This window comes from Pseudomonas sp. SK2, assembly GCF_016772395.1.
Lineage (GTDB): Bacteria > Pseudomonadota > Gammaproteobacteria > Pseudomonadales > Pseudomonadaceae > Aquipseudomonas > Aquipseudomonas taiwanensis.
In genome coordinates this window covers 5,209,455-5,229,649 of record NZ_CP061944.1, presented here as the reverse complement: position 1 = coordinate 5,229,649, position 20,195 = coordinate 5,209,455, and the positions used below count along the sequence as shown (strand labels likewise).

Annotated in this window: 15 protein-coding genes; 14 read left to right on the top strand and 1 reads right to left on the bottom strand. The window is 61.2% G+C overall.

Features of this window, described 5'->3' with window-relative positions; translation table 11 throughout:
- Window positions 1-129: 129 nt before the first annotated feature.
- Both argE and argA read left to right on the top strand, forming a co-directional pair.
- Complete coding sequence (gene argE, locus IF103_RS23720) at window positions 130-1,272, top strand: acetylornithine deacetylase (protein ID WP_023382952.1); 1,143 nt, start codon at window positions 130-132, stop codon at window positions 1,270-1,272.
- A gap of 125 nt (window positions 1,273-1,397) precedes the next feature.
- Window positions 1,398-2,696 carry an amino-acid N-acetyltransferase gene (argA, locus tag IF103_RS23715; RefSeq protein WP_023382951.1) on the top strand — a complete coding sequence of 433 codons (1,299 nt, stop codon included), beginning with the start codon at window positions 1,398-1,400 and terminating at the stop codon, window positions 2,694-2,696.
- A gap of 64 nt (window positions 2,697-2,760) precedes the next feature.
- On the opposite strand, the gene IF103_RS23710 is transcribed toward argA, so the two are convergent.
- Window positions 2,761-4,137 (bottom strand): glutamine synthetase family protein, encoded by a 1,377-nt coding sequence (locus IF103_RS23710; RefSeq protein ID WP_016712594.1) that lies wholly within the window; start codon window positions 4,135-4,137, stop codon window positions 2,761-2,763.
- Between the two features lie 574 nt (window positions 4,138-4,711).
- Here IF103_RS23710 and IF103_RS23705 point away from each other — a divergent pair.
- The 12 genes from IF103_RS23705 to IF103_RS23650 all read left to right on the top strand — a co-directional run bounded on the left by IF103_RS23705 (window position 4,712) and on the right by IF103_RS23650 (window position 20,074).
- Complete coding sequence (locus tag IF103_RS23705; protein ID WP_023382950.1) at window positions 4,712-6,070, top strand: glutamine synthetase family protein; 1,359 nt, start codon at window positions 4,712-4,714, stop codon at window positions 6,068-6,070.
- Between the two features lie 48 nt (window positions 6,071-6,118).
- Complete coding sequence (locus IF103_RS23700; protein WP_023382949.1) at window positions 6,119-7,480, top strand: aspartate aminotransferase family protein; 1,362 nt, start codon at window positions 6,119-6,121, stop codon at window positions 7,478-7,480.
- A 169-nt stretch (window positions 7,481-7,649) separates the two neighbouring features.
- Window positions 7,650-8,747, top strand: a complete 1,098-nt coding sequence (locus IF103_RS23695) for a polyamine ABC transporter substrate-binding protein (protein WP_027907214.1) — start codon at window positions 7,650-7,652, stop codon at window positions 8,745-8,747.
- 175 nt (window positions 8,748-8,922) lie between these two features.
- Entirely contained in the window at window positions 8,923-10,017 is a 1,095-nt protein-coding gene (locus IF103_RS23690; protein WP_023382947.1) for a polyamine ABC transporter substrate-binding protein, read from the top strand.
- A gap of 60 nt (window positions 10,018-10,077) precedes the next feature.
- Window positions 10,078-11,220: a polyamine ABC transporter ATP-binding protein gene (potA, locus tag IF103_RS23685; RefSeq protein ID WP_023382946.1), complete on the top strand. Its 1,143-nt coding sequence runs from the start codon at window positions 10,078-10,080 to the stop codon at window positions 11,218-11,220.
- Window positions 11,217-12,137: an ABC transporter permease subunit gene (locus IF103_RS23680; protein ID WP_023382945.1), complete on the top strand. Its 921-nt coding sequence runs from the start codon at window positions 11,217-11,219 to the stop codon at window positions 12,135-12,137. The genes potA and IF103_RS23680 overlap by 4 nt, the downstream gene beginning before the upstream one ends.
- Window positions 12,134-13,027 (top strand): ABC transporter permease subunit, encoded by an 894-nt coding sequence (locus tag IF103_RS23675; protein WP_023382944.1) that lies wholly within the window; start codon window positions 12,134-12,136, stop codon window positions 13,025-13,027. The genes IF103_RS23680 and IF103_RS23675 overlap by 4 nt, the downstream gene beginning before the upstream one ends.
- Before the next feature lie 359 nt (window positions 13,028-13,386).
- Complete coding sequence (locus IF103_RS23670) at window positions 13,387-14,475, top strand: efflux RND transporter periplasmic adaptor subunit (RefSeq protein ID WP_027907215.1); 1,089 nt, start codon at window positions 13,387-13,389, stop codon at window positions 14,473-14,475.
- On the top strand, window positions 14,472-15,539 hold the full coding sequence (locus tag IF103_RS23665) for an efflux RND transporter periplasmic adaptor subunit (protein WP_104883131.1): 1,068 nt from the start codon (window positions 14,472-14,474) through the stop codon (window positions 15,537-15,539). The genes IF103_RS23670 and IF103_RS23665 overlap by 4 nt, the downstream gene beginning before the upstream one ends.
- A complete protein-coding gene (locus tag IF103_RS23660; RefSeq protein WP_023382941.1) occupies window positions 15,536-18,598 on the top strand; it encodes an efflux RND transporter permease subunit in 3,063 nt (1,020 codons plus the stop codon). Before IF103_RS23665 ends, IF103_RS23660 begins: the two co-directional genes overlap by 4 nt.
- Window positions 18,599-18,835: 237 nt before the next feature.
- Window positions 18,836-19,018, top strand: coding sequence for a sulfur starvation response protein OscA (oscA, locus tag IF103_RS23655; RefSeq protein ID WP_016489716.1), 183 nt, complete (start codon window positions 18,836-18,838; stop codon window positions 19,016-19,018).
- Between the two features lie 48 nt (window positions 19,019-19,066).
- A complete protein-coding gene (locus IF103_RS23650) occupies window positions 19,067-20,074 on the top strand; it encodes a sulfate ABC transporter substrate-binding protein (RefSeq protein WP_023382938.1) in 1,008 nt (335 codons plus the stop codon).
- The last annotated feature ends 121 nt before the right edge of the window (window positions 20,075-20,195 follow it).

Here is a 20,195-nt window from a genome sequence, read left to right as displayed (position 1 = left end):
TGTGGACTGTTGAGTTTGCCAGGGCTTTGCCCTGCTTTGGCGACGCAAGGGGACATCCACAGGGCCAGCGGGTTGCCCGCGAGCAGGAATGCGTTGCTATGATGGGCAACGCTTTCGAGGAGTATGCGCATGCCGTTGCCGACGCTCAAAGACCAGTTCGCCGCCTTGGTTGCCGCGCCCTCGGTCAGTTGCACCCAGCCCGCGCTGGACCAGTCCAACCGCCAGGTCATCGACCTGCTGGCAGGCTGGTTGGCCGACCTGGGGTTCAAGTGCGACATTCAGCCAGTCAGCCCCGGCAAGTTCAACCTGTTGGCCAGTCGTGGCACCGGCCCTGGCGGCCTTGTGCTGGCAGGTCACAGCGATACGGTGCCCTATGACCCGCAGCTGTGGGCGAGTGATCCGCTCAAGCTGACCGAGGTCGATGGTCGCTGGGTCGGGCTTGGCAGTTGCGACATGAAGGGCTTTTTCGCCTTGGTGATCGAAGCGGTGCTGCCGTTGCTGGAGCACGACTTCAAGCAGCCGTTGCTGATCCTGGCCACCTGCGACGAAGAAAGCTCCATGTCTGGGGCCCGCGCCCTGGCAGAAGCCGGGCAGCCTCTTGGGCGTGCGGCGGTGATTGGCGAGCCCACGGGCCTGCGGCCGATTCGCATGCACAAGGGCATTCTCATGGACCGAATCGACATCCTCGGGCGCAGCGGCCACTCCTCCGACCCAAGCCTGGGGCGCAGCGCCATGGAGGCCATGCATGCGGTCATGGGCGAGTTGATGGGCTTGCGCCGGCAATGGCAGGAAACCTACCGCAACCCGCAGTTCTCCGTACCGACACCGACCATGAACTTCGGCTGCATCCACGGTGGCGACAACCCTAACCGCATCTGTGGCCAGTGCGCGCTGGAGTTCGACCTGCGTCCTTTGCCTGGCATGGACGTGGAGCAGTTGCGCGCGGCCATCCGCGAGAAGTTGGTGCCGCTGGCTGAGCGCCATGAGGTGCGTATCGACTACGCGCCGCTGTTCCCGGAAGTGCCACCGTTCGAGCAGGCCGCCGATGCCGAGCTGGTACAGGTAGCCGAACGTCTGACCGGGCATCGCGCCGAAGCGGTGGCGTTCGGCACCGAAGCGCCTTATCTTCAGCAGCTGGGTTGCCAGACCATCGTGCTCGGCCCCGGTGACATCGCCTGTGCCCACCAGCCGGGCGAATACCTTGAAATGTCACGAATCGAGCCTACCGTGCGTCTATTGCGTGACCTGATCCGGCACTATTGCCTGAATTAAACGTCAATCGAGCTGATTCGTTCTTGCCTAGAGGAGACCGCGCGTGACCGCAAGCCTGTTCCGACGATGATCCTGAACGCCGTGTGATCCACCGTTCTCCGTCCACTTTATCCACAGGCCCTGTCATGCCCGAATACGTCAACTGGCTGCGTCATGCCTCCCCGTACATCAATGCTCATCGCGATTGCACCTTCGTGGTCATGCTCCCCGGCGATGGTGTGGAGCACCCGAACTTCGGCAATATCGTCCATGACCTGGTACTGCTGCACAGTCTTGGCGTGCGGCTGGTACTGGTGCATGGCTCGCGTCCACAAATCGAAAGCCGCCTGGCGGCTCGCGGGCTGACGCCGCACTACCACCGCGGCTTGCGCATCACTGACGCGGCCACCCTGGACTGCGTGATCGATGCAGTCGGCGCCTTGCGTCTTGCCATCGAGGCGCGGCTGTCGATGGATATCGCCGCCTCACCGATGCAGGGCTCGCGCTTGCGTGTGGCCTGCGGCAACCTGGTCACCGCACGGCCGATCGGCGTACTCGAAGGGGTCGATTTCCACCACACCGGCGAAGTGCGTCGGATCGACCGCAAGGGCATCAGCCGCTTGCTCGACGAGCGCTCCATCGTGCTGCTGTCGCCCCTGGGGTATTCGCCTACGGGTGAAATCTTCAATTTGGCCTGCGAAGACGTCGCCACCCGGGCGGCCATCGAATTGGGTGCTGACAAGCTGCTGTTGTTCGGCGCCGAACCGGGTTTGCTGGACGAGAACGGCAAGCTGGTGCGCGAGCTGCGCCCGCAACAGGTCGCACCGCATTTGGCCCGTCTGGGCAGCGATTACCAGGGCGAGTTGCTCGATGCTGCCGCCGAGGCGTGCAAGGGGGGCGTGGCGCGCAGTCATATCGTCAGTTATGCCGAAGATGGCGCGCTGTTGACCGAGCTGTTCACCCGTGAGGGTGGCGGTACGCTGGTTTCCCAGGAACAGTTCGAGGTGGTGCGCGAGGCTACCATCGACGACGTCGGCGGCTTGCTGGAGTTGATCAGTCCGCTGGAAGAGCAGGGCATTCTGGTACGTCGTTCGCGCGAGGTGCTGGAGCGGGAGATCGAGCAGTTTAGCGTGGTCGAGCGTGAGGGCATGATCATCGCCTGTGCGGCGTTGTACCCGATAGCCGATTCCGAAGCGGGCGAACTGGCGTGCCTGGCGGTCAACCCAGAGTACCGCCATGGCGGGCGCGGGGACGAGTTGCTGGAGCGCATCGAGAGCCGGGCGCGGCAGTTGGGGTTGAATACCTTGTTCGTGTTGACGACGCGTACCGCGCACTGGTTCCGCGAGCGTGGGTTCGCGCCCAGTGGGGTCGAGCGGCTGCCGGCGGCGCGAGCTTCGCTGTACAACTATCAGCGCAATTCGAAGATTTTCGAGAAATCCCTGTAAGCCTGTGCTTGCCGGCTTCGCGGCCCGCAATGAAAAACGCCGCCCTTGTGGGCGGCGTTTTCGTTTACACGGTATGCAGGTACCAGTTGTACTCGAGGTCGGAGATCGAGTGCTCGAACTCCTCCAGCTCGCTTTCCTTGCACGCGACAAAGATGTCGATGTACTTCGGATCGATGTACTTGTTCAGGATCTCGCTGTCGTCCAGCTCGCGCAGGGCATCGCGCAGGTTGTTCGGCAGGCTCTGTTCCAGCTGCTCGTACGAGTTGCCTTCGATCGGCTCGCCTGGCTCGATTTTGTTGGTCAGGCCATGGTGCACGCCCGCCAGGACGGCCGCCATCATCAGGTACGGGTTGGCATCGGCACCGGCAACGCGATGCTCGATGCGCACGGCATCTGGCGAGCCAGTCGGCACGCGCAGGGCCACGGTGCGGTTGTCCAGACCCCAGCTCGGCGCGTTCGGCACGTAGAACTGGGCGCCGAAGCGGCGGTACGAGTTGACGTTCGGGCAGAGGAACGCCATGGACGCGGGCAGGGTCTCGAGCACACCGCCGACAGCGTGACGTAGCGCGGCGTTCTGCTCGGGATCCTCGCTGGTGAAGATGTTGTTGCCATCTTTGTCCAGCACGGAGATGTGTACATGCAGGCCGTTGCCTGCCTGGCCCGGGTAGGGCTTGGCCATGAAGGTGGTGTCCATTTCATGGTCGTAGGCGATGTTCTTGATCAAGCGCTTGAGCAGCACGGCATAGTCGCAGGCCTTGAGCGGGTCGGCGACGTGGTGCAGGTTGACTTCGAACTGCGCCGGGGCGCTTTCCTTGACGATGGCGTCGGCCGGAATACCTTGCTCCTTGGCACCTTCGAGGATGTCCTGGAGGCAGTCGGCGTATTCGTCGAGGTCGTCGATCAGGTACACCTGGGTCGACTGCGGACGCTTGCCCGAAATGGGTGAACGCGGTGGCTGTGGACGGCCGTTCACGTTCTCCTGGTCGATCAGGTAGAACTCCAGCTCGAAGGCTGCGCAGATGGTGAGGCCCATCTCGGTGAATTTGCTCACTACCTGACGCAGCACTTCGCGCGGGTCGGCGAAGAACGGCTCGCCTTCGAGCTCGTGCATGGTCATCAGCAGCTGAGCGGTGGGGCGCTTCTGCCAGGGTTCGTTGGAGAGGGTGCCGGGAATCGGGTAGCAGATGCGGTCGGCATCGCCGATGTCCAGGCCCAGCCCGGTGCTTTCAACGGTGGAACCGTTGATATCCAGGGCGAAGAGGGAGGCCGGCAGGTTGATGCCTTTCTCGTAAACCTTGTGGAGGCTGGTGCGTTCGATTCGCTTGCCACGAACCACACCATTCATATCTGCAATCAGAAGGTCAACGTAGAGAACCTCAGGATGTTCCTTAAGGAACGCGTTCGCTTCGTTAAGCTGAACGGCACGCGGGGGTACCGACATGATGCAACACCTTTGTTGTTAAAAATATCAATCAAGGGGGGCTTGCAGGTCCAGTCAATCGAAAAGACATACTGATGTCAAGCCAACCCCATGATGCCCTGAAATGGCACATCGACGGCAGATTTGCTGCATATCGGGGCAATCCATTATCCGCTATTTCCGCTGCGAAGGGCTATCTCCGACACGCCGTGTTTTATTTTTTACGGAGGTGTTGTGTAAAAAAATGAACAAGGCTAAGCTCGGTCTCAACCCAGAACACAATAATACGAGGGTCACATGGTCCGCTTGTCGCGACCTGTACGTGCTGCCAGTGCAGCACCATCGGGTATCTCCGTCCTATTTGCGCGCCCCGACGATTGGTCGGCTGCACTGGCCGCAATAATTGACGCCTGGCCTTCGCGGACCACGCCCCGTAGCGGTCTATCGCACCTCTTTTCGCCTTTCTGCCCATCGAACTCATTACGGATACGCCTGTTTCCAGTGTATCCACTGCGGTCCTGCGCGCGGGTTTTTGCTTTAGCAATGTACTCCATCCAGAATCAGAGCGCGGACCACCTTACCTCCTGAGGTATTTATGAGTAACAACCTCGACCAGCTCACCGATTGGTTGAAAGAGCACAAGATCACCGAAGTCGAGTGCCTGATCAGCGACTTGACCGGCATCACGCGCGGCAAGATATCGCCCACCAACAAGTTCATCGCCGAAAAAGGCATGCGCCTGCCCGAGAGCGTGTTGTTGCAAACCGTGACCGGCGACTACGTCGACGACGACATCTATTACGAACTGCTCGATCCTGCCGACATCGACATGATCTGCCGCCCGGACGAGAACGCCGTGTTCCTGGTGCCGTGGGCCATCGAGCCAACCGCCCAGGTCATTCACGACACCTACGACAAGAAGGGCAACCCGGTCGAACTATCGCCGCGCAACGTCCTGAAAAAAGTGCTCAAACTCTATGCCGACAAGGGCTGGCAGCCGATCGTCGCGCCCGAGATGGAGTTCTACCTGACCAAGCGTAGCGAAGACCCGGACTTCCCGCTGCAGCCCCCGGTGGGCCGTTCGGGCCGCCCGGAAACCGGTCGGCAGTCGTTCTCCATCGAGGCAGCCAACGAATTCGACCCGCTGTTCGAAGATGTCTACGACTGGTGCGAGCTGCAGCAGCTGGACCTCGACACGCTGATCCACGAAGACGGCACGGCGCAGATGGAGATCAACTTCCGTCATGGCGACGCCCTGCACCTGGCCGACCAGATCCTGGTGTTCAAACGCACCATGCGCGAGGCGGCGCTCAAGCACAATGTGGCCGCGACCTTCATGGCCAAGCCGATGACCGGCGAGCCGGGCAGTGCCATGCACTTGCACCAGAGCGTGGTTGACGTGCACACCGGCAAGAACATCTTCTCCAATGAAGACGGCAGCATGAGTCAGCTGTTCCTCCACCACATCGGTGGCTTGCAGAGATTCATTCCCGAAGCGCTGCCGCTGTTCGCTCCCAACGTCAACTCGTTCCGTCGTTTCCTGCCCGATACCTCGGCGCCGGTGAACGTCGAATGGGGCGAAGAGAACCGCACGGTTGGCCTGCGGGTGCCGGATGCCGGGCCACAGAGCCGGCGTGTCGAAAACCGCCTCCCCGGTGCTGATGCGAACCCCTACCTGGCCATCGCGGCGAGCCTGCTGTGCGGCTACATCGGCATGGTCGAAGGTATCGAAGCCAGCGCACCGGTGGTGGGCCGAGGCTATGAGCGGCGTAACCTGCGCCTGCCGCTGACCATCGAGGATGCCCTTGAGCGTATGGAAATCAGCCGCGCGCTGACCCAGTACCTGGGCAAGAAATTCATCACCGGCTACGTCGCCACCAAGCGCGCCGAGCATGAAAACTTCAAACGCGTCATCAGCTCCTGGGAACGTGAGTTCCTGCTGTTCGCTGTCTGATCAACCCTGAGGCCGCTCAAGGGCGGCCGCCGGAAAATGGAGAGGCACATGAGCGTCAACAACCCGCAAACCCGTGAATGGCAAACCCTGAGCGGCGAGCACCACCTTGCACCTTTCTCTGACTACAAGCAGTTGAAGGAGAAAGGGCCGCGCATCATCACCAAGGCGCAGGGTGTGCATTTGTGGGACAGCGAGGGGCACAAGATCCTCGACGGCATGGCTGGCCTGTGGTGCGTTGCAGTCGGCTATGGCCGTGAAGAGCTGGTGCAGGCGGCAGAAAAGCAGATGCGAGAACTGCCGTACTACAACCTGTTCTTCCAGACCGCCCACCCACCTGCGTTGGAGCTGGCCAAGGCCATTACCGACGTGGCGCCGAAGGGCATGACCCATGTGTTCTTCACCGGTTCCGGCTCCGAAGGCAATGACACCGTGCTGCGCATGGTCCGTCATTACTGGGCGCTCAAGGGCAAGCCGCAGAAACAGACCATCATCGGCCGCATCAACGGTTACCACGGCTCCACTGTCGCCGGTGCAAGCCTGGGTGGTATGAGCGGCATGCACGAGCAGGGCGGCCTGCCGATCCCGGGCATCGTGCACATCCCTCAGCCGTACTGGTTCGGCGAGGGCGGCGACATGACCCCTGATGAATTCGGGGTTTGGGCTGCCGAGCAACTGGAGAAGAAAATTCTGGAGGTTGGCGAAGACAACGTCGCGGCCTTCATCGCCGAGCCGATTCAGGGCGCTGGCGGCGTGATCATTCCGCCAGTGACCTACTGGCCGAAGGTCAAGGAGATCCTTGCCAAGTACGACATCCTGTTCGTCGCCGACGAAGTGATCTGCGGTTTCGGCCGTACCGGCGAGTGGTTCGGTTCGGACTACTACGACCTCAAGCCAGACCTGATGACCATCGCCAAGGGCCTGACCTCCGGTTACATCCCCATGGGCGGTGTGATCGTGCGTGACACAGTCGCCCAGGTGCTCAGCGAAGGTGGTGACTTCAACCACGGCTTCACCTACTCCGGCCACCCGGTTGCGGCGGCGGTGGGCCTGGAAAACCTGCGCATCCTGCGCGACGAGAAGATCGTCGAGAAGGCTCGCACAGATGTGGCACCCTACTTGCAAAAGCGTCTGCGAGAGCTGCAAGACCACCCGCTGGTTGGCGAAGTGCGCGGCCTGGGCCTGCTCGGTGCGATCGAGCTGGTCAAGGACAAAGCCACCCGCAGCCGTTACGAAGGCAAGGGCGTAGGCATGATCTGCCGCAACTTCTGCTTCGAGAACGGCCTGATCATGCGTGCGGTCGGCGACACCATGATCATCGCCCCGCCCCTGGTCATCAGCCATGCAGAGGTGGACGAGTTGGTAGAGAAGGCGCGCAAGTGCCTGGACCTGACCTATGAAGCGATCAAGTGAGCGCCTGCTAGGCTAGCGTTGTGACATTAGTTGCGGACAAGGCTCTGCTTTCCTTGAAACAGCGCCTTGGAACTTGCCAGACTAGCGACTGTTTCAGTCGCCCAACGCGTGTACTGCGGGACCTGGCAGCTGAACGGATGGCTAATCAAAAAAATCTGGAGCATGACGCATGAAGAAAATGGGCAAGACGTTGCTGGCCGCAGCCCTGATGGGTGCCATGGCCACCGCTGTGCAGGCTGAAGACAAAGTCCTGAACGTCTACAACTGGTCGGACTACATCGCTCCGGAAACGGTCGCCAAGTTCGAGAAGCAGACTGGCATCAAGGTCAAGTACGACGTCTTCGACAGCAACGAAACCCTGGAAGCCAAGCTGCTGGCGGGCAAGTCCGGTTACGACATCGTTGTGCCGTCCAACAACTTCCTGGCCAAGCAGATCAAGGCTGGTGTGTATCAGGAGCTGGACCGTTCCAAGCTGCCGAACTGGAAAAACCTCGACGAAGACCTGCTCAAGGCCGTCGGCGATGCCAGCGACCCGGGTAACAAATACGCCTTCCCCTACATGTGGGGTTCGATCGGTATTGGCTACAACCCTGAGAAGGTCAAGGCCGCGCTGGGCGTCGACAAGATCGACTCCTGGGACGCCGTGTTCAAGCCAGAGAACATCGCCAAGCTCAAGAGCTGCGGCGTGAGCTTCCTCGATGCGCCGACCGAAATGCTGCCGGCCGCACTGCACTACCTGGGCAAGCCGACCAACAGCACCAAGAAGGAAGACCTGAAGGCCGCCGAGGACCTGTTCCTGAGCATCCGTCCTTCGATCACCTACTTCCACTCGTCCAAGTACATCGGTGACCTGGCCAACGGCAACATCTGCGTCGCCGTCGGTTACTCGGGTGACCTGGAGCAGTCCAAGGCGCGTGCCCATGAAGCGGGCGACAAGGTCAAGCTGGACTACGTCATTCCGAAAGAAGGCGCCGGTACCTTCTACGACATGGTCGCCATGCCGAAGGATGCCGAGCACAAGGACGCTGCCTACAAGTTCATGGACTTCCTGATGCAGCCGGAGATCATGGCCGAGATCACCAACGCCGTGCGCTTCCCGAATGGCAACAAGGCCGCGACCCAGTTCGTGGACAAGGACATCACCAGCGACCCAAGCATCTATCCGCCTGCCGAAGTGAAGAAACAGCTGTACGCGATTGCTGCTCCAGAAGCCGCCGCCCAGCGCGTCATCACTCGCAGCTGGACCAAGATCAAGTCGGGCAAGTAAACCCGATGCTGAACCCTCTGGGCCGGGGCTTTCCGGCCCAGAGGCAGTGAAAGGCAATTGATGATTGCGGCATCGAGGCTGCGAAGGTAAGTTGCGCGCCGGTTTTACGTGTGCGGCAGCGCTCGTACCCATGAAGCGAGCCGTCACCGAGGCACTGATTGTGAGGACCACCCACTTGTCTATTTCTGTTTTACGCAAGGCCTTGATGGCTGGAGCGGGCCTGACGCTGGCATGCAGCGTCCAAGCGGCGCCTACGGTGCACTTCTACAACTGGTCCGATTATATCGGCCCTAACACCCTCGCGGATTTCGAGAAAGCGACCGGTATCAAGCCGGTGCAGGACGTCTTCGACTCCAATGAAACCTTGGAAGGCAAGTTGCTGGCCGGTAACACCGGCTACGACGTAGTCGTGCCGTCCAACCATTTCCTGGGCAAGCAGATCAAGGCGGGCGCGTTCCAGAAGCTCGACAAGAGCCTGCTGCCTGATTATTCCAACCTGGACCCGGCGCTGATGAAGCGCCTGGAAAAGAACGATCCGGGCAACCAGTACGCCGTGCCGTACCTGTGGGGCACCAATGGAATCGGCTACAACGTCGACAAGGTCAAGGCCGCGCTCGGCGTGGACACCATCGACTCGTGGGCGGTGCTGTTCGAGCCCGAGAACATGAAGAAGCTGTCCAAGTGCGGTGTGGCCTTCCTCGACTCGGCGGACGAAATGCTGCCGGCGGTGCTCAACTACATGGGTTTGAACCCCAATAGCACCGATGCCAAGGACTACGCCAAGGCTGAGAAGAAGCTGCTGGCGGTACGCCCCTACGTGACGTATTTCCACTCCTCCAAGTACATCACCGACCTGGCCAACGGCGACATCTGCGTCGCGGCAGGGTTCTCCGGTGACGTGTTCCAGGCCAAGACCCGCGCTGAAGAAGCGAAGAAAGGCGTGAACCTGGCCTACGCGATTCCCAAGGAGGGCGGCAACCTCTGGTTCGACGTACTGGCGATTCCCAAGGACGCCAAGAACGTGAAAGAGGCCCACGCCTTCATCAACTATTTGCTGAAGCCTGAGGTTATCGCCCAGGTCAGTGATTACGTCGGTTACGCCAACCCGAACCCCAAGGCTGGCGACCTGATGGACCAGGCCGTGAGGACTGACGCTGCGGTTTACCCACCGCAGGAAGTGCTGGACAAGATGTTCGTGAACAGTGAGTTGCCACCCAAGGTGCAACGTTTGATGACCCGCAGCTGGACCAAGGTCAAGTCGGGCAAGTAACAATCCAGGCCTGCCGCGCCAGACGGGGCGGGCACACAAATCTTGTTGGGAGTTTCACTCATGGCAGTTGCCTCCGGTGCCTATAAAAAAGCCCTCGAGGGTGGCCAGCAACCCAAGCAGGTGCTGGTCAAGATCGACCGGGTCACGAAAAAATTCGACGAAACGGTAGCCGTGGACGATGTGTCCCTGGAAATCCGCAAGGGTGAAATCTTCGCCCTGCTGGGAGGCTCCGGTTCCGGTAAATCGACCCTCCTGCGTATGCTGGCGGGCTTCGAGCGTCCGACCGAAGGGCGGATTTTCCTCGATGGCGTAGACATCACCGACATGCCGCCCTACGAGCGGCCGATCAACATGATGTTCCAGTCCTATGCGCTGTTCCCGCACATGACCGTGGCGCAGAACATCGCCTTCGGCCTGCAGCAGGACAAGATGCCCAAGGCCGAGATCGAAGCCCGCGTGGCGGAGATGCTCAAGCTGGTGCACATGACCCAGTACGCCAAGCGCAAGCCGCACCAGCTTTCCGGTGGTCAGCGTCAGCGTGTGGCACTGGCCCGCTCGCTGGCCAAACGCCCAAAACTGTTGCTGCTCGACGAGCCGATGGGCGCTCTGGACAAGAAGCTGCGCTCGCAGATGCAACTTGAACTGGTCGAAATCATCGAGCGGGTCGGTGTGACCTGCGTGATGGTGACCCACGACCAGGAAGAGGCCATGACCATGGCCCAGCGTATCGCCATCATGCACCTGGGCTGGATCGCCCAGATCGGCAGCCCTATCGACGTCTACGAGACCCCGACCAGCCGCCTGGTCTGCGAGTTCATCGGCAACGTCAACCTGTTCGAAGGTGAGGTGGTCGACGACGCCGAAGGCCACGCGATCATCGCAAGCCCGGAGCTCGAACGTAAAATCTATGTCGGCCACGGTGTCACTACCTCGGTAGAAGACAAGCACATCACCTACGCGTTGCGCCCGGAGAAGCTGCTGGTCACCACCACCCAGCCGACCTGCGAGCACAACTGGTCGCGTGGCAAGGTGCATGACATCGCTTACCTGGGTGGCCATTCGGTGTTCTACGTCGAACTGCCGAGTGGCAAGGTCGTCCAGTCGTTCGTTGCCAACGCCGAGCGCCAGGGTACCCGCCCGACCTGGGGCGACGAAGTGTACGTATGGTGGGAAGACGACAGCGGCGTGGTACTGCGGTCATGAAACCGAGCAAGCTCAAGCGAGCCTTCAAGCGCATCACCCCGGAGGGGCGGCATCTGGTGATCGGCGTGCCCTTCATCTGGCTGTTCCTGTTCTTCATGCTGCCGTTCTTCATCGTTCTGAAGATCAGCTTTGCCGAAGCCGACGTGGCGATCCCGCCGTACACCGAGATCTACAGCTACGTCGAAGACAAGGTTCAACTGGTGCTGAACCTGGCCAACTACGGACTGCTGACCGAGGATGAGCTGTACATCTCGGCCTATCTGGGTTCGTTGAAGATGGCGTTCTTCAGCACGCTGTTGTGCCTGCTGATCGGCTATCCCATGGCGTATGCGATTGCCAACGCCAAGAAGGAAACCCAGACAGTACTGCTGCTGCTGATCATGATGCCGACCTGGACCGCGATCCTGATCCGCGTCTATGCCTGGATGGGCATTCTCAGCAACAACGGCCTGCTCAATGGCTTCCTGCTGTGGACCGGGTTGATCGACCAGCCGCTGCAGATCCTCAACACCAACCTGGCGGTGTATATCGGCGTGGTCTATTCGTACCTGCCGTTCATGATCCTGCCGCTGTACGCGAACCTGGTCAAACACGACCCGAGCTTGTTAGAGGCCGCGTCTGACCTGGGTTCGAGCACCTTCAACAGCTTCTGGAAGATCACCGTGCCGCTGTCGAAGAACGGCATCATCGCCGGCTGCATGCTGGTGTTCATCCCGGTCGTGGGTGAGTTCGTGATTCCTGAACTGCTGGGTGGCCCGGAAACCTTGATGATCGGTAAGGTGCTGTGGCAGGAGTTCTTCAACAACCGTGACTGGCCGGTGGCATCTGCCTTGGCGGTGGTGATGCTGGCGATCCTGATCGTGCCGATCCTGCTGTTCAACCGCAGCCAGGCCAAAGAAATGGAGGGCAGGGCATGAAGCGCTTCAGTTTCTCCAAGCTGATGCTGGTGCTCGGCTTGCTGTTCATCTACCTGCCGATGCTGATCCTGGTGATCTACTCGTTCAACGCCTCGAAGCTGGTGACGGTGTGGGGCGGCTGGTCGGTGAAGTGGTACGTTGGCCTGCTGGACAACAGCCAGTTGATGGGTTCGGTGATGCGCTCGCTGGAGATCGCCTGCTACACGGCGGTGGCAGCGGTGGCGCTGGGTACCCTGGCGGCCTTCGTGCTGACCCGTGTGACACGCTTCAAGGGCCGCACGCTGTTCGGTGGCCTGGTGACCGCGCCGTTGGTGATGCCTGAGGTGATTACCGGTCTGTCGCTGTTGCTGCTGTTCGTGGCCATGGCGCAGATGATCGGCTGGCCGCAGGAGCGTGGCATCGTCACCATCTGGATCGCCCACACCACGTTCTGTGCGGCTTATGTGGCGGTAGTGGTGTCGGCGCGCTTGCGTGAGCTGGACCTGTCGATCGAGGAAGCGGCGATGGACCTGGGTGCCAAGCCGTGGAAGGTGTTCTTCCTGATTACCATCCCGATGATCGCGCCCTCGCTGGCGGCGGGCGGCATGATGTCGTTCGCCCTGTCGCTGGATGACCTGGTGCTGGCCAGCTTCGTGTCCGGCCCCGGTTCGACCACCTTGCCGATGGAAGTGTTCTCGGCGGTGCGCCTGGGCGTGAAGCCGGAAATCAACGCCGTGGCCAGCCTGATCCTGCTGTCGGTGTCGCTGGTAACCTTCCTGGTCTGGTACTTCAGCCGCCAGGCCGAAGAGCGTCGTCGCAAGGCGATTCAGCAGGCGATCGAAGAAGGTGCGGCGGCGAACGTATCGCAGCCCCAGGTGCGGCGCCCGGCTCCGGCCACTGCGTCGGCCTGACCGGCCTCTTCGCGGGTGACCCGCTCCCACAGGTCTCATGCAGGCTGCACTGAGCCTGTGGGAGCGGGTTCACCCGCGAAGACCTCACCAGGGACTCAAAGCCAAGCCGCATCCCAGAGGGGTTGGGTCGCTGACGCAACATGCGCCAAACGTTTCTCCCGCCGCACAGGCCAATCATGGGCAGGTTTTCTGTAGCGATGGGCTCATGCGGAATCTGCAAGCGCAGGTTTCCCCGCGAAGGCGCCCTCGAAGCCGCCATGATTTCCCCACCTTCCTGCCATCAGTGCCGTTTCCCAAAGCCTGATCTACGCTAACAGTCGCATCCCAAGAATCGTTCGCGCGCAAGCCAGGAGGCCTGCATGACGGTGACGCGTCTGCTGTCGGTCGTCTGCCTGGGGCTGTTGTACATGCTCACGGGCTGTAGCAAGGAAGAAACGCCTGAGGTACTGCCTCGGGTGGGGGTACTGGAGGTCCAACCAACCGATTTCGCCGCCAGGGTCACGCTGACCGGTGATGTACAGGCGCGGGTGCAGACTGACCTGTCGTTTCGGGTCGGCGGCAAGATCATCTCGCGTAGCGTCGATGTGGGGGATCACGTCAAGGCCAACCAGGTGCTGGCGAGGCTGGATCCGAAAGACTTGCAGAACAACGTCGACTCGGCCAAGGCCGAGGTGTTCGCTGCCCAGGCTCGGGTCACGCAGACCAGCGCGGCGTTCGTCCGGCAACAGAAGCTGCTGCCCAAGGGCTATACCAGCCAGAGCGAATACGACTCCGCCGAAGCCGCCCTGCGCAGCAACCAGAGCGCGCTGAAGGCCGCCCAGGCGCAACTGGCCAACGCCAACGAACAACTGAGCTACACCGCGTTGGTGTCCGAAGCCGATGGCGTCATCACCGAGCGCCAGGCCGAGGTCGGACAGGTGGTGCAGGCGACCATGCCGATTTTCAGCCTCGCCCAGGATGGCGACCGTGATGCAGTGTTCAACGTCTATGAATCGTTGCTGGTAGCGCCGCCCAGCGATGCAGGTGTCATCGTCAGTCTGCTGGATAACCCGAAGGTGAAGGCGCGGGGCTTCGTTCGGGAAATCACCCCGACCGTCTCCGCGCAGAGCGGCACGGTACAGGTCAAGGTAGGCCTGCGCGATGTGCCGCCCGGCATGCAGCTGGGCGCACCCGTCACCGCCACCACCAATGCCGAAGGCCGGCCGAGCATCGAGCTGCCCTGGGCCGCGCTGACCAAAGCCCTGCACGAGCCAGCGGTCTGGGTGGTGGGCGAGGGCGACAAGGTCGAGCTGCGCAAGGTCGAAGTCACCCGCTACCTCACCGGCAAGATCGTGGTCGCCAGCGGCCTCAAGAGCGGCGAGACCGTCGTGGTCAATGGTGGGCAGCTGCTGCACCCGGGCATGCAAGTGGAGAAGATCGACGCCAAGGCCGAAGGAGGTGAGCTATGAAGCGCCTGCTGCTGTTGCCATTGGCCGGCCTGCTGCTTGCCGGATGCGGCGATGAGCAACAGGTGGCTGAACCGATCCGGCCAGTACTGTCGGTCAAGGTCGAGCCGCTGGAACAATCCCAGCTCGGGCGCTTTGCCGGGAGCATCCAGGCGCGCTTCGAAAGCACCCTGGGCTTTCGTGTTTCCGGTCGCATCGCCCGGCGCTGGCTGGACGTTGGCGCCCAGGTGAAACCAGGCGATACCTTGGCCACGCTCGACCCGACCGACCAGCAAAACCAGTTGCGTGCCGCCGAGGGCGACCTGGCGAAGGTGCAGGCGCAGTGGATCAATGCCCAGGCCGACGCCCGCCGCCAGCAGCAATTGTATGATCGCGGTGTCGGCGCCCAGGCCCAGTTGGACATCGCCCAGACCAACCTCAAGACGACTGGCGCTGCGCTCGAGCAGGCGCGCTCGGCAGTCAGCCAGGCTCGCGACCAGCTCGACTACAGCACCTTGCGCACCGATCACGCGGCAGTCATCACCGCTTGGCAGGCCGAAGCCGGGCAGACCATCACTGCCGGTCAGGCCGTGGTCACCCTGGCCCGCCCGGACGTCAAGGAGGCGGTCATCGACTTGCCGATCAGCCTGGCCGACCAGCTCGGCAAGGGCGTTACCTTCACCGTGGCCTCTCAGCTCGATCCCACTATCAGCACCACTGCCACCCTACGGGAACTGGAGCCCCAGGCGGATGCCACGACCCGCACACGACGTGCACGCCTGACCTTGGCGAGTACGCCCGCGGCTTTCCATTTGGGTACTGCCATCAGCGTGACCCTGAGCTCGGCGATCACGCCACGCAGCGAACTTCCCCTGAGCGCATTGCTCGAGCGTGATGGCAAGCCGCAGGTCTGGGTGATCGATCCGCAGCAAAAGACTGTGGCTGTCCGCGACGTGAAGCTGATCGAGCGCACCCACGACAGCATCGTTCTGGCCTCAGGCGTTCAGCCCGGCGAGCGGGTCGTCACGGCGGGTGTGAACAGTCTCAAGCCTGGCCAGAAGGTCGCCTTCGATGAGGACGCGCAATGAAAGGAAGCTTCAACCTGTCCGAATGGGCGCTCCGGCATCAGTCCTTCGTCTGGTACCTGATGTTCGTCGGTTTGCTGATGGGGATCTTTTCGTACTTCAACCTGGGGCGTGAGGAAGACCCTTCCTTCACCATCAAGACCATGGTGATCCAGACCCGTTGGCCAGGGGCGACTCAGGACGAGACGCTGTACCAGGTCACCGACCGCATCGAGAAAAAGCTTGAGGAGCTCGACTCGCTCGATTACACCAAGAGCTATACCCGCCCCGGCGAGTCCACGGTCTATGTCTATCTTCGCGATACCACCAAGGCCAAGGACATCCCGGACATCTGGTACCAGGTGCGCAAGAAGATCCAGGACATACGCGGTCAGTTCCCCCAGGGTATCCAGGGCCCTGGTTTCAACGACGAGTTCGGCGATGTGTTCGGTTCGATCTACGCCTTCACCGCCGATGGCCTCACCCTGCGCCAATTGCGTGACTATGTGGAGCAGGCCAGGGCCGAGGTCCGTGATGTGCCCAATATCGGCAAGATCGAGCTGGTCGGCACCCAGGACGAAGTGCTGTACCTGAACTTCTCGACCCGCAAACTGGCGGCGCTGGGCATAGACCAGCGGCAGGTCATGCAGGCCCTGCAATCGCAGAACGCCGTCACGCCGGCGGGCGTGATCGAGGCGGGTCCGGAGCGCATTTCGCTGCGGACCACCGGGCAATTCGCCTCTGAGAAAGACTTGGAAACCGTCAACCTGCGCATCAACGACCGGTTCTTCCGCCTGGCGGACATTGCCGACATCGAGCGCGGTTACGTCGACCCACCATCGCCCATGTTCCGCTACAACGGCCAAACCGCCATCGGCCTGGCCATCGGCATGAAGGCCGGTGGCAATATCCAGGTGTTTGGTGCGGCGCTGAAAAAGCGCATGGATCAGGTGGTCGAAGACTTGCCGATAGGGGTCGGAGTGCACACTGTTTCCGACCAGGCGGTGGTGGTCAAGCAGGCTGTCGGTGGCTTCACCAGTGCCCTGTTCGAGGCGGTGGTGATCGTGCTGGGGGTGAGCTTCGTCAGCCTTGGGGTGCGTGCCGGCCTGGTGGTGGCCTGTTCGATTCCATTGGTGCTGGCGATGGTGTTCGTGTTCATGGAATACAGCGGCATCACCATGCAGCGGATTTCCCTGGGTGCACTGATCATCGCCCTGGGCCTGCTGGTGGACGATGCGATGATCACCGTGGAGGTCATGGTCACGCGGCTCGAGATGGGCGAGAGCAAGGAGCAGGCAGCCACTTTCGCCTACACCTCCACCGCTTTTCCTATGCTGACCGGCACCTTGGTGACCGTGGCGGGCTTCGTGCCCATCGGGCTCAATGCCAGTTCCGCCGGTGAATATACCTACACCTTGTTTGCCGTGATCGCCGTCGCGCTGATGGTGTCATGGGTGGTGGCGGTGTTCTTTGCGCCGGTGTTGGGTGTGCACATTCTCAGCAGTCAGGTGAAGCCCCATGAAGCCGAGCCGGGGCGGGTGGGCAAGGCCTTCGAAAATGGCTTGCTGTGGTGCATGCGCAACCGCTGGCTGACCATCATCGGCACCGTGCTGCTGTTCGTCCTGGCCATCTTCTGCGAGCGTTTCGTGCAGAACCAGTTTTTCCCCTCCTCGGACCGACCGGAAATCCTGGTCGACCTGAACCTGCCGCAAAATGCCTCGATCGAAGAGACCCGCAAGGTAGTCGACCGGCTGGAAGCCAAGATCAAGGACGATCCGGACCTGGTGCACTGGAGCACCTATATCGGCCAGGGCGCCATTCGCTTCTACCTGCCGCTCGATCAGCAACTGCAGAACCCTTACTACGCCCAGCTGGTGATCGTCAGCAAAGGATTCGAAGAGCGCCAGGCCATGATGGACCGCCTGCAAAAGCTACTGCGCGAGGAGTTCGTCGGCATCGGTACCAACGTCCAGTCGCTGGAAATGGGCCCACCGGTAGGGCGGCCGATTCAGTACCGGATCAGCGGCCCGGACATCGACCAGGTGCGCAAGCACGCCATCGAACTGGCGACCTTGCTCGACCGCAACGAGCATATCGGTGAAATGATCTATGACTGGAACGAGCCCGGTAAGGTGATGCGCATCGAAATTGCCCAGGACAAGGCACGCCAGCTTGGGCTTTCGTCCGAGGATGTAGCCAATGTGATGAACAGCATCGTCAGCGGCGTGCAGATCACCCAGGTCAACGACAACATCTACCTGGTGAACGTGGTCGCGCGCGCCGAAGACAGCGAACGAGGCTCGCCCGATACCCTGCAGAACCTGCAAATCGTCAGCCCCAACGGGACTTCCATTCCGCTGCTGGCCTTCGCCACCGTGCGCTATGAGCTGGAGCAACCGCTGGTGTGGCGTCGTGACCGCAAGCCGACCATCACCATCAAGTCCTCGGTGACCGGCGACATACAGCCCACCGACCTGGTGACCCAGCTCAAACCGAGCATTGACGAATTCATCAGCAAACTGCCGACCGGCTACGAGGTGGCCACCGGCGGTACCGTGGAGGAAAGCGCCAAGGCGCAGGGGCCGATCCGCAAAGTCATTCCGCTGATGCTGTTCCTCATGGCGACCTTCCTGATGATCCAGCTGCACAGTGTGCAGAAGCTGTTCCTGGTGGTGAGCGTGGCACCGCTGGGATTGATCGGTGTCATCATCGCCCTTGTGCCCACCGGCACGCCCATGGGCTTCGTGGCAATCCTGGGGATTCTGGCCCTGGCCGGGATCATCATTCGCAACTCGGTGATTCTGGTGACCCAGATCGACGAGTTCGAGGCGCAGGGCTTCTCGCCCTGGGATGCCGTGGTGGAGGCCACCAACCACCGGCGCCGGCCGATTCTGCTGACGGCGGCAGCGGCGAGCCTTGGCATGATCCCGATTGCCCGCGAAGTGTTCTGGGGGCCGATGGCCTACGCCATGATTGGTGGGATCATCGTGGCTACCCTGCTGACGCTGTTGTTCCTGCCGGCGTTGTATGTGGCCTGGTACAAGATCCGCGAGCCTGAACACAGCACTAAAACCCAACATTAAACCCTGTGGGAGCGGGCATGCCCACGAATGCGATGGTGGATTCACTGCCGCATTCGCGGGCACGCCCGCTCCCACCGAGGCTTTTTGTCGCGTGTAAAATCGCGATTTAATTTTGGTTATATAAAAATTCTTAAACAGTATTTTTAAGAATAAACCCACCTCACTACTATTGCACTCAAGCCAGGCGTACATCCCCTTCAAACCTCTGCCCGGCACCTCACTCCAAGGAGAACGAGCATGAGTGCATCTCTGCGTAGCATCGACGGTCAGGACGAAGCCACCATTCTGCGTGAGATCCAGAGCGCCTTGCGCGATCTGCGTTTCGGTGCGGTGGAGATAACCGTGCACAACGCGCAGGTCGTACAGATCGAGCGCAAGGAGAAGTTCCGCCTGCAGCAGCCTGGCAACAAGTCCGGCTGATCGCGATTCACATTCAAAACTAGAAAAATGCCAATCGGGAGCTTCACCATGTCCATCCGCCGTTATGCGCTCGCCGCCCTGGCCAGTGCTGTTTTTGCCGGTTCCGCCATCGCCAAGGACTACGAACTGTTGAACGTGTCCTACGACCCGACCCGTGAGCTGTACCAGCAGTACAACGCCGAATTCATCAAGCACTGGCAGCAGGCTCACCCGGACGACAAGGTGAAGATCCAGCAATCCCATGGCGGCTCGGGCAAGCAGGCCCGCGCGGTGATCGATGGCTTGCGCGCTGACGTGGTGACCCTGGCCCTGGCCGGAGACATCGACGAAGTCGCCAAGCTTGGCAAGTCGCTGCCCGAGGACTGGCAGAAGCGCCTGCCGGATGCCAGCACCCCGTACACCTCGACAATCGTGTTCCTGGTGCGCAAGGGCAACCCGAAAGGCATCAAGGACTGGGGCGACCTGATCAAGCAGGATGTCTCTGTCATCACCCCCAACCCGAAAACCTCTGGTGGCGCCCGCTGGAACTTCCTGGCCGCCTGGGCCTACGGCCTGAAAACCGGTGGCAGTGAAGACAAGGCCAAGGCCTATGTGCAGGAGCTGTTCAAGCACGTGCCAGTGTTGGATACCGGCGCCCGCGGCTCGACCATCACCTTCGTCAACAATGGTCAGGGCGATGTTCTGCTGGCCTGGGAAAACGAAGCTTTCCTGGCGTTGAAGGAAGATGGCGGTAGCGACAAGTTCGAGATCGTCGTGCCTTCGCTGTCGATTCTGGCCGAGCCGCCGGTGGCCGTGGTCGACAAGAACGCCCAGAAGAAGGGTAACGAGAAGATCGCCGAGGAGTACCTCAAGCATCTGTATAGCCCTGCAGGCCAGAAGATCGCCGCAGAGAACTTCTACCGTCCGCGTGACGCGAAGGTGGCCGCCGAATTCGGCAAGCAGTTCCCGAAACTGGAACTGGTGACGATCGACAAGGACTTCGGCGGCTGGAAGACTGCACAACCTAAGTTCTTCAATGACGGCGGTGTATTCGACCAGATCTATCAGGCACAGTAAGGGTCATGAAAAAGCGCGGGGGCCGCTATGCAGCCCTTTCGCGACACGAGGCCGCTGCCATTAGGAATCGCGATCTCCTGTGGCGGCGGCCGCGTGATTCAGAAGCTTGCACCGGCCCGGC